This is a genomic window from Pseudomonas sp., assembly GCF_028293835.1.
GTDB lineage: Bacteria > Pseudomonadota > Gammaproteobacteria > Pseudomonadales > Pseudomonadaceae > Aquipseudomonas.
Map to the genome: position 1 here is coordinate 36556 of NZ_JAQGNX010000153.1, position 10978 is coordinate 47533.

The window sequence follows — 10978 nt, forward strand, 5'->3', positions numbered from 1 at the left end:
CAAGAAGGAATACTCGGGTTGAAACTCAGTGATATTGCTCGTCTGGCCGGGGTCTCTGTCACCACGGCCAGCTATGTCATCAATGGCAAGGCCGAACAGCAACGCATCAGCAGCGCGACCGTCGAACGCGTGCGCCTGGTGGTTGATCAACACGGCTTTCGCCCAAATCCTCAAGCCGCCGGGTTGCGCAGCCGGCACACCCGCACCCTCGGCTTTATCCTGCCTGACCTGGAAAACCCGAGTTATGCACGCATTGCCAAGCTACTGGAGCAAGGCGCACGGGCCCATGGCTATCAACTGCTGATCGCCAGCTCGGACGACTCGCCGGCTAGCGAACTGCAGCTGTTGCAGCTGTTTCGCGCCCGGCGTTGCGACGCGTTGTTCGTCGCCAGTTGCTTGCCTGAAGCCGACGACAGTTACCGCGAGCTGCAAAAGGTCGGCGTGCCGATCATCGCCATGGACCGGCAGATGGACCCTGCGCGTTTCTGCTCAGTGGTGAGCGATGACCATCAAGCCAGCCTGCAATTGACCCAGAGTTTGCTCAAACCAATGCCTAGGCATATCGCGCTGATCGGTGCCCATCCGGAGTTGATCGTCAGTCAGATCCGCACTGCCGGGTTTAAAGAGGCGCTTTCGGGCTTCAGCGGCGAAGTGATTATTCAGCAAGGCGAGGCGTTCAGCCGCGAATGTGGCCGCCGTCTGGCGGGTGAACTCCTGGAGCGACTGGGCCAACTGCCCGACGCGTTGATCACTACGTCTTACGTACTGTTGCAGGGTGTTTTTGACCTATTGCAGAGTCAGTCGTTGAACCCGGCGCAACTGCGCCTGGGGACGTTCGGTGATACCCAGTTGCTGGATTTCCTGCCTCTGCCGGTCAACGCCATGGCTCAACAGCACCAGTTGCTGGCGGATAAGGCGCTGGCACTGGCACTGACGGCGGTGGAAAAGGACGACTATCAACCGGGTGTGCATGCCGTTGCACGGACCTTCAAGCAACGCATTCACGAGGCCTGAGCGTGACGCTGATCGACACCCACACCCACCTGGACTTTCCGGACTTTGATGCTGACCGCACCACGGTATTGGAGAACTGCCGAGCGGCAGGTGTGGAGCGGGTGGTGGTGCTGGGGGTGTTTCAGGCCAACTGGCAGCGCGTGTGGGATTTAGTGCAAAGCGATAAAGGACTGTTCGCCACCTTCGGCATGCATCCGCTGTATCTCGAGGAGCATCTACCGGCACACTTGCGGGAGCTGGGTGACTGGTTGACGCGGCTCAAAGGCCACCCACAGCTGTGCGCGGTGGGTGAGATCGGCCTGGACTACTTCGTCGAAACCCTGGACCGAAACCGCCAACAACAGTTGTTCGAGGCACAACTGCAGTTGGCTGCGGACTTTAATCTGCCGGCACTGATTCATGTTCGACGCAGCCACGCCGCAGTCATTGCAACCCTCAAGCGCCAAAAACTGTCCCGCGGCGGCATTATTCACGCCTTCGCCGGCAGCCGCGAAGAAGCGCGTGAGTACATCAAGTTGGGGTTCAAACTTGGCCTTGGCGGCGCCGCGACCTGGCCGCAAGCACTGCGGATGCACCGAGTCCTTCCGGGGCTACCGTTGGCAAGCGTAGTACTGGAAACCGACGCGCCGGACATGGCGCCAGCCATGCACCCGAACCGACGAAACAGCCCTGAATACTTGCCCGACATCTGCATGGCCCTGGCGCAGTTGATGGGTGTTCCCGCAGAAGAACTGGCGGCTGCCAGCACCCACAATGCTTATGAGGTGTTTGACTGGCGGTGAATGGCACTTCTGCGAAACCGAATTTGGCAAGCCGGCGCTGCGGTCCAGATTTCAGCGATGCTAGACCCGAAAGGCGCTGATCAGTTGTTTCAATTCCACCACCTGCGCTGATAACTGTCGGCTGGCGTGCTCCGTCTGATTGGCGCCTTCCGCTGTGCGCTCGCCGGCGCGGTTGATCTCAACGATGTTTCGGTCAATGTCATGGGCAACCGCGGTTTGTTGCTCAACTGCCGCCGCGATTTGTTGGTTCTGATCAACGATCATGCTCACCGCGCCCAATATATTCTCCAGTGCTTGCTGGACCTTTTCCGATTGGCCCACGGTGCCATTGGCCACTTCATGACTGACGCCCATGGCTTTCACGGCGGCGCCAACACCGCCCTGAAGCTTGGCGATCATTTGTTCAATTTCTTCGGTGGACTGCTGCGTGCGCTTGGCAAGTGTCCGGACTTCGTCGGCAACCACCGCGAAACCACGGCCCTGCTCGCCTGCCCGCGCGGCTTCGATGGCAGCGTTGAGCGCCAGCAAATTGGTTTGCTCGGCAATACTTTTGATCACATCCAGCACCCGGCTGATGGCCGAACTGTCGGTGGCCAATTGATTGATGACCAACACCGAGCGGTCAATCTCGCTGGCAAGCCGGGAAATACTGCTTTGTTGCGACGCCACCAGCCCCCGGCCACTGACAGTTTCCTGATTCACACTGTGGGCACTGCCCACTGCAGCAGCCGCACTGCGCGTCACTTCCAGCGCAGTCGCTGACATCTGGTTCATCGCAGTGGCGACCAGTTCAATCTGGCTACGCTGCCCCGCCACTGCCTGGTTACTTTCCGCCGACACTGATTCAACCTGACCGGCCTGACGCTCGACCTCACCCACGGTCTTGCCCACCAACGCGATCAGGTCATGAATTTTCTTCACGGTGCCGTTGAACACGCGGCCCAGTTCGCCTAATTCGTCACGGCTATGGGCAATGAAACTGGCGGTCATATCTCCCGCTGCAACCTTGTCCATCACCTCACCCAAGCGCCGCAGGGTAGTGCGAGTCGATGCGTAAAAACCGCTGTAGAGATAGACGATCAGCAGAAATGCACCGGCCAGCGCTACGACCAACAAGATCGTGTGCAGACGGTTTTGCACCAAGCGTTGTTGCAATTCCTGATTGAGAAACGTCAGGGTCGCGTCATTTAACTGATAAGTCTTGGCCATCAGCCCCGTGGCTTGCTCATAAAATTTTTCCCAGGGCGCATTCAAGCTGTCGGCCGACACGACCTGTTGCTCGAATAGCTCGCTGCTCTGCTTAAGCGTCGCCAGGCTGGCTTGGGCGGGACTGTCCAATGCCTGGCGCGCGGCGGAACCGTTGGCGAGGGCATCTTGCAGTTTCAAGGCGTAATCGCCCTGGATTCTTTCAAGCTGTTGCAGCAACTCATCAAAGCGGGTACTGGCCGATGAGTTGATCATGCCCTGTCCCAGCGAATAAGAACCCATGGTGCGGCCGTCGCCGATGGCTTGGGTGATCAGGGGCGTGACGCTGGTGATCAAGTCGGTGAGCTGGCGGATGTCGCTGTTGCTGTCCTGACTAAGGCCCGCCTGGCTGACTACGACCTTGCTGAACGTCTGCGCTTTACTGAGCAAGCGCGACACCATGGCGCTTTTGTTTTGCAGCGAAGACTCCGCCTGCTGCGCTTTAAGATCAGTGATCAGTTCATCGCGCTTGGTGTTAAACGCCGCGACCTGGCTCGGTTCTTCCGCTGGTGCCCGCAGGTGTTTAAGGGTCGCCAGCAGCGTGGTTTCCAGCGCTGCGATGCGTGGATTCAAGGCTTCGAATTGGCTGGACTGACCCAATACAACATTCATCTCGACCAAGCCGTCGAGCGTCTCCAGGTCACGCCGCACGTTCAAACTGGCGCCTACCAACTCAAGGCTTTGCAACTCGATCCGGGTGCCGACGAACTCGCGATAGGAGTCTCGGACCAGATAAAAGTTAGTGACCAACATGGGCAGAAAAAACAGAATGCTGATAAGTGTGAACTTCATTGCAAAGCTCAGACGGTTCATCAGCGCAATGGCCGGGTACAAAAGGCTCTTCACAAGAACGCTCCCTTTTTCTTATTTTTAGGGGGTACAGCAGGGCTTGTATACCTGATATCGGCGGGAGGATTTGTAAGGAAAGGTAAACGGGGATTTATAAGGCCAAAAAGCCGAAGAGCTTAGCTGTAGGAGCCAACGTGTTGGCGAAGGTTTTCCAGGCGCCGTGGTGTTTCAGGTCCACCGAGTCAGCTTCTTCGTGAACACGTTCCCTCCACCGAGTTCTGGGCATGGCGCCGGAGTTGGGGCAATCCGTAACCCCCGAAAAAACGTTAAACCAACAACGTCCACAGGGCGAATCCGGCGTACCAGACCAGCGCCGAACGCAGCAGCAATTCCCACAGCGAGTCGAGGTTTGCAATGCCATCTGCACCCACCACTGGCGCTGGAATCTCGCTGGCCGCCTTGCCTGTGTTGGTCACCAGCTCAGCCGCGCTGACGTTCCAGTTGAGCAGCTCAAGCAGCATCATCCGACCAACCGCAACGAAATTTCCGACCAAAGCAAAACTGGCTGCCAGCAAACGCACCGGCACCCAGTCGAACGCATGGCGCATCTGCGCGGCGCGCTCGATCAAGGCGGGCGTCTTGCCGTGTGCAACGGCCAAGGCCAGCAATCGATAACTCAACGCCGCCACTGGACCCAGCAGGAAATACCAAAAAATCACCGCAAAGAAACTCTGGTAGGCCTGCCACAATAAATAGCGCTGAACACCTTCTAGTAACTGCGTGCCGTCCTCTGCAAGTACGCCCATGTCGCGCTCGGCAACCAGACTGGCGGCCTCCTCGTCGCCTCGGCGCCACGCATCGCGAAACGGCCCCAGGGTGGCCAACAGATCGCCGCGACCCAAACTGTAGATCAGGACCAAAATGTGCACTGGCAAGCCTAGCCATCCGTAAGCCACCGATTGCAGCACCACCAACGACAGTGCCAATAAGATCGCCGGCAGCAACACTAACAGCGCCAACACCAGCCACGGTCGAGCGCTCATGCGTGGGCTGGCTTCAAGCTTCGCCAACTCACTTAGCCACGGCCCGTCTCGTTGGACACGTTGGCGCAAGGCTGAAAACTTCTCGATCCAGACAGCCAACAGCAACACCAGAAAGCTCATTCCTTGTTCCTCACTTCAATCCTGCAATGCAGCTCGAAAACGCGCCCAATCAAAACATGGACCCGGATCTGTCTTACGCCCCGGAGCGACATCGCTATGGCCGCAAATTCGTTGCGTGATAATGGCGGAATAGCTCGACTGCAGCTGGCGGGTCAACTCAATCAAAGCATCGTACTGGTCATCGGTGAAGGGCAAGTCGTCGGTACCTTCCAGCTCGATGCCAATGGAGTAGTCGTTACAGCTATCGCGCCCTTCGAAACTGGAGACGCCCGCGTGCCAGGCACGGTCAAGGCATGATACGAATTGAGTCAGCACACCGTCGCGCTCGATCAGAAAATGCGCCGACACGCGCAACTCAGCGATGCTTTCAAAATAAGGGTGTTGGGAGACATCCAACTGATTTTGAAAGAATGCCTGGACGCAGCCGGTTTTGAACTCAGCGGGGGGCAAGCTGATGTTGTGAATCACCAGCAGCGAAATCTCGGCCTCAGGCCGCGAATTGAAGTTGGGCGACGGGCAGTGGTGCGCGCCATGGCACCAACCGCTATCGGGGTCCAGCTGCATGAAGGGTTCCTTGAACGGCAAGTCGATAGCGCAAGTATGCCCGCGACGGGGAATCACCGGGCAGCAATATTTACCTCACCGGCAAAACAGGATGTGTCGTTGCCCTGTCTCTGAGGTTAACTAGCTGCGCGATTAAATCGCAGCAGGTCGACTGCAACGATCAGGCCCCGCCCTTGAGCCGCCGCAAATTGCCGATGACTGCCTCTAGCGCTCGGTCAAACAACAACGCATCGTCGAGCAAGCGAACTGCGCCGCGACGAAACTCAACCGCGAGGCCCATGCGGGTCTTCTCCAGCACTTTCATGCCGGTGCGGTTAACAAATACAAAGCGGCCAGTGGGCTCGATGATCGCTGCCAGCTTGCAGCGCAGCTTATGCTCCTCGTCTTCCTGTATTTCTACCCAGCAACCGACCCGCAGCTTATCGACTTCAAGGACGGCTTCATCATCGTCGGCCAAGCGTACGCCTTGATCACCCTGGGGTTGTTCTCCAGGAGCAATCAGCACGATCTCTTCGACGACAGCGACCATTTCCGCAGCAGGCACGGGCACCGTAGGGTGTTCGCTGTTGTCATCCTGCTGGCGCGCAAAATATTGAAACGCCTGGAGGTGCAGGCCTTCCAATTGACTAAAGAAGTCGCCGGTAGCGAACGGGTCGAAAGCCGCGCTGGTCAGGCCATCGCGCAAGGATTTAAGTAAACCGGGTACAAGGTCCAACAGACGCTGCCGAGCTTCGGGTTCTTCATGCAGCTCGACGCTCCAGATCAAATCATCCATGGCGCCCAGACCCGCGCGCCATTCGGCTGATTGGTCGCCATGCTTCAAACAGGTCAGCAGCAGCACTTTGCTCCAGGCTTCCTGAAGCAAACGAACCACTACCTCGGGCAAGGTTTTGCCCAGCAGGCGTTGATTCAGCTCCTGCTGTACCCGCTGCCGGGCCAATTCGGCTCTGGAGCGGCCTTCTTCGGCGTCTCGAGTACGTTGTTCAAGCAACTCGCTGCGACGACGCTCATCGCCGGTGAAGGCGAGGAAGTCCACCAGCAGTTCAGAGAAAATTGCCGGATCGTCGACGAAGTCATTCAGCAGACGCTGCACAATCTGCTCGATGCGCAGGTAAAGCGTATCGCGCTGGTAGTCATCGCGACCGCCCCAGCCCAACGCCGCCGAAGCAATTTCGTTGAGCAAGCGTCGCGCCGGGTGGCTGCCACGGCTGAAGAAACTTTTGTCCAGCACCGCGACTTTCAACATCGGAATTTGCAGCCGCCCGATCAGCGCTTTGAGCGAATCAGGCAAGTTGCGGTCGTCAAGGATGAACTCAAAGAGCATCGCGATCAGGTTGATCACGTCTTCGTCGACACCCCCGACCACGCGAAACTTGCCGCTCTTCATGCTGACCCGGGCCAGCAACTGCTCCAGTTGATCGCGCAGGTTGAACTCGTCATGAGCCTCAGGGGCTGAAACGTGCTGCTGCAAGTGCGAGAGCAGACGCAGCAAATCATGGCTGCTAATCGGCTTGGCTTCAGCGTTAGGCTCGGGCGGCGGTACGACACTGCGTACCAACACAAGTAATTCCTGCAATGCCGCGAACACTTCGTGAACGTCTTTGTCGAGTTGCCGACTGGCGTTCGCCGCGGCCACTGCATCGGCGACATCTGCCCCCTGCGGCGAACGCGCGCTGGCTGTCGTCCCACGGTCAGAAACCCGACGCGTAGGCCCGGCCTTCAAATCGGGCAGCACACCGCTGGCGATCAACAATTGATTGGCTTCGTCATACAGCTGATCGGCGTCCGTTAGCACGTACTTTTCGAACAGCTTGAGAATGATCAGCTTGACCTTGATTTCCACCCCGAGGCTGCGCCCGGCTTGCAGGAAGAAATCACACAGCGCAGTCGGCCCCATTGGATTAGAGGTATCGGTCAGGCGCTGAGGAATAAGGGTGTTCAAGCGAGTGGTCAGTTGCGCCAAGGCGAAACCATCGCGGCTCAAGACCTTGGAAACCATCGCATCCACGGCCACGGTTCGCTCCAGGTCATCGTTATGCACCAGCGCCAACTTGTCGAACGTCATCGGCGGGGCAATTTCCGGAACACTCACCTCGTATTGGCCGAGGCGCAAAAAGGCTTCGTAGAATTTGTCGAGAAAACCGCGCTCGATGCTTTTACGTTTAAGGCGCAGGTCACGCATGGCCTCAAAGAAAATATTCTGTTCGACGTTGTTGTGCGCCCGATCCGCCATCTCGAACAGCGTGTCATCGGCGTTATCAAACAGGGCCTGCAACGCTTCTTTGAGCTGTTGCGCAGCCTTGTCACGGACTTGCAGCAAAACGACCGGCAACCGGACAAGCGGCGAGGAAGGTGCCTGGTCTGGCGTGCCCTTGTTCAGCGGAACAACTTTGCCGTCGTTTTGCATCCAGATCTCCATTTGAGAACATCCAGCGAACCTTCTACAGACAAGGCATAAAACACGCATCTGTAAAGCGCAATGCTGTAATTGATAAGCGCCAAAGTCATGACGTCAATTGTCCGACAGAGTATCTGGCAAAAGACGACCAATGCGCCAGCGGTGATTTACGACTTTTCCCCCGTAGAACGCTGGATAGACCGCCAATCGTGCAATCCGTCACGATCCCGGACGCAAAACCGACGAACTGCACGCGCAGGCTCTGCCATGAGGCGTTGCGCGGGGTGGGTTGCCGGGGTGCCGTACCTTATACTCGAGCGAATTGTCAGTGGAGCCCGCTATGCCAAACCTACGCCTCGCCCCCCTAACGGCGGAAATTGAAGCTAACGTACGCCGCGCGTTGATTGAGGACGTGGGCAGTGGCGACATCACGGCGCAACTGATTCCCGCAGAACGCCTGGCCAAAGCAACGATCATCACCCGCGACGACGCGGTGATCAGCGGCACGGCGTGGGTGGACACGGTCTTTCGCCAACTGGACCCACGTGTGGCCGTGCATTGGCAGGTCGTCGACGGTGAGCGGGTCAAACCCAACCAACCGCTGTTCCACCTCGAAGGCCCTGCCCGCTCATTACTGACCGGCGAACGCAGCGCGCTGAATTTTTTGCAGATGCTCTCGGCCGTCGCTACCCGCGCCCAGTACTACGCAGACAAAGTCGCCGACACCCAGGTCAGACTGCTCGACACCCGCAAAACCCTGCCCGGCTTGCGCATGGCACAAAAATACGCCGTCACCTGCGGCGGCTGCCATAACCACCGCATCGGCCTGTTCGACGCGTTTTTAATTAAGGAAAACCACATCGCAGCCTGCGGCGGCATCGCCGAAGCAATCACCGCCGCCCGCAAAATCGCCCCCGGCAAACCGGTTGAAATCGAAGTCGAAAGTCTCAATGAGTTGAACCAGGCCCTGGCGGCCGGTGCCGACATCATCATGCTCGATGAACTGAGCCTGGATGAGATGCGCGAGGCCGTGCGAATTACCGGTGGCAGAGCAAAGCTGGAGGCCAGCGGCGGGATTAATGACACAACCCTGGTGCCAATTGCCGAGACGGGAGTGGATTACATTTCGATAGGGGCATTAACCAAAGATATAAAGGCCGTGGACTTGTCGATGCGGTTGAGTTTGTGAGGGCTGTATACAGTAACCACTTGTATGAGCGGGCTTACTCGCGATGGGCAGCGAAGCGGTTCTAAAGGGCTGGCGCGGTTCTGACTGGAGGAGTTGAGTTGCGGGCGGCCAGTGAAGGAGCTGTATGGTATACAACCACAGAATGTAAAAAAGCCCCGAATCGTTAGAAACGGGGCTTTGGTCTTGGTGCCGAAAATAGGAATAGAATCTGAAGCCAGAAGCCCAAGTGGATAGAGGGAAAGAAAAGGTTAACTTCTCAAAAAGGTACTCATTTAGGTACTCACCCATTATCCAGCAAGATCAGGGGTTGGCAGCTAGGCGGCTGCTTGAGTTCAGTGAAGCAGCACCTCGCGACCATCCGGCACCTGTTCGATTGGCTGGTGGTAGGCCAAGTCGTGCCGCATAACCCGGTGGTTTCGGTGCGAGCGTTGAGCCAGACGTCCAGAACGGTGAAAATCCGGTGTTGGTGCCCAGCGCAGCGCGACTGCTAGTGGACAGCATCTATATAAATATGCCGGCTGGGCTGCGCACCTGCGCCTTGATCGCGCTCATTGTGCTTTCATCTGTGCTGACGCGCTTACCGACGCACCGGCGAGGCTCTTGGGCATTCGCCGAACAGAGGGCTGTGGCTGTCAGGATGTCACGGGGTACCGGCCATCTCACGAGCGTACTGACGGTCACCGAGATCCTTCTTATGATCAGCCTTGGCCCAGCGCTCCGCTTTCTCACAGTCCATGCAGGTCAGTACATTTTTGTCAGCGCTGATGGTGTATAGGTGGGAGTTAGAGCCATCGCCGATCCTCAAGCCGGCGTCTGCTACTTCAAACCTTGGAATTTCCTGCCCTAGGCGATCCATGTTCTCAAACTCGAACGACCAGCTTTTGATCTGGCTTTGGCGCCAGATGGTCATTATGGTCAAACGGTCTTGTTTCGTAGTGCGTTGATAGACCCAATCGCCCTCATAAGGCGTAAGCTTCTGAGCTTCTAAATCACGTCGACCTTGCTCCAAGGCTTTCTGCTGCGTTTTTTCCAGCTCCGTATTTAGCGCTTCCTCGTTCTTGCGGGCTTGCTCTTTAAGCATCTGATCTACGTCATACGGCCCTTTTGGATCATATTCCCAAACCTGATCGTCCTGCCTCAGGCCAATTACCTTGCAGTTAAGGCAATCAAGGCTGCGCTCATCGACGTTACGCTTCATGGCCAGGCGCAAAGAACCCTTTACTGCATCAAGAAGAATTTTTTCATCTTTTACCGACACCTTCATTTTACCGAGAGGTTTGATACCGTCTTTTCCAAAATCCCCAAAAATCTCTGCTTCATCACCGTGGATATTGAGAACCATTGCCCCCTTCATACCTGAGTCTTTAAATCGGTAAGCTCCAGTAAAGTCTTTACCACCACAAGCAGCAAGAAGTGAACCGGCAACAGCAATTGAAACCAAGTTGAAAAGAATACGCATAACATCCTTCCTTGATATCTATGACGCTTGTTTCCTAGCGTCCTGTGAGGGGGCTGAGTAGCGATAGCCCAAAGCGACACGCCAAAATAAAGACATCATTGTGCCATCATCACCTTTGAGCGGCCATTAAGCTGCGCAACGAACAATTCAGCGAGAAATGGATCCACCCGCAGCAGCACTGTCATCCAATACAGCCGCAGCACCGTTCCATCACTCGCCACGATCACAGGCCGCGTGGAGGATGCCGACCAGACCAATTCCGGGCAGAGACAACGACGAGCATGAGCTCATCTAGATCAGCGCTCATCATGGTCTGCCTCCTCCCGACGCTCCAGCCACGCCGCCCAGGCCCACAAAACGGCGCCCAACACCGCC

Annotated in this window: 8 protein-coding genes; 3 read left to right on the forward strand and 5 right to left on the reverse strand. The window is 57.0% G+C overall.

Features of this window, described 5'->3' with window-relative positions; translation table 11 throughout:
* Nucleotides 1–18: 18 nt before the first annotated feature.
* Nucleotides 19–1014 carry a catabolite repressor/activator gene (gene cra / locus JWR17_RS20800; protein ID WP_299834350.1) on the forward strand — a complete coding sequence of 332 codons (996 nt, stop codon included), beginning with the start codon at nt 19–21 and terminating at the stop codon, nt 1012–1014.
* Complete coding sequence (locus tag JWR17_RS20805) at nt 1011–1796, forward strand: TatD family hydrolase (RefSeq protein WP_299834369.1); 786 nt, start codon at nt 1011–1013, stop codon at nt 1794–1796. Before cra ends, JWR17_RS20805 begins: the two co-directional genes overlap by 4 nt.
* 60 nt (nt 1797–1856) lie before the next feature.
* Here JWR17_RS20805 and JWR17_RS20810 read toward each other — a convergent pair whose 3' ends face one another.
* The 4 genes from JWR17_RS20810 to JWR17_RS20825 all read right to left on the reverse strand — a co-directional run bounded on the left by JWR17_RS20810 (nt 1857) and on the right by JWR17_RS20825 (nt 7964).
* On the reverse strand, nt 1857–3887 hold the full coding sequence (locus JWR17_RS20810) for a methyl-accepting chemotaxis protein (RefSeq protein ID WP_299834352.1): 2031 nt from the start codon (nt 3885–3887) through the stop codon (nt 1857–1859).
* A 269-nt stretch (nt 3888–4156) separates the two neighbouring features.
* Entirely contained in the window at nt 4157–4993 is an 837-nt protein-coding gene (gene ampE, locus JWR17_RS20815) for a regulatory signaling modulator protein AmpE (protein ID WP_299834354.1), read from the reverse strand.
* Nucleotides 4994–5008: 15 nt separating this feature from the next.
* A complete protein-coding gene (gene ampD / locus JWR17_RS20820) occupies nt 5009–5557 on the reverse strand; it encodes a 1,6-anhydro-N-acetylmuramyl-L-alanine amidase AmpD (RefSeq protein WP_299834356.1) in 549 nt (182 codons plus the stop codon).
* A gap of 160 nt (nt 5558–5717) precedes the next feature.
* The gene (locus tag JWR17_RS20825) at nt 5718–7964 is read right to left on the reverse strand and encodes a DUF1631 domain-containing protein (protein WP_299834358.1); all 2247 of its coding nucleotides are present in this window, start codon (nt 7962–7964) and stop codon (nt 5718–5720) included.
* Nucleotides 7965–8295: 331 nt separating this feature from the next.
* Between JWR17_RS20825 and nadC the strand changes: the two genes are divergently transcribed.
* A complete protein-coding gene (nadC, locus tag JWR17_RS20830) occupies nt 8296–9144 on the forward strand; it encodes a carboxylating nicotinate-nucleotide diphosphorylase (protein WP_299834360.1) in 849 nt (282 codons plus the stop codon).
* 640 nt (nt 9145–9784) lie between these two features.
* Here nadC and JWR17_RS20835 read toward each other — a convergent pair.
* Entirely contained in the window at nt 9785–10603 is an 819-nt protein-coding gene (locus tag JWR17_RS20835) for a hypothetical protein (RefSeq protein ID WP_299834362.1), read from the reverse strand.
* Nucleotides 10604–10978: the final 375 nt, after the last annotated feature.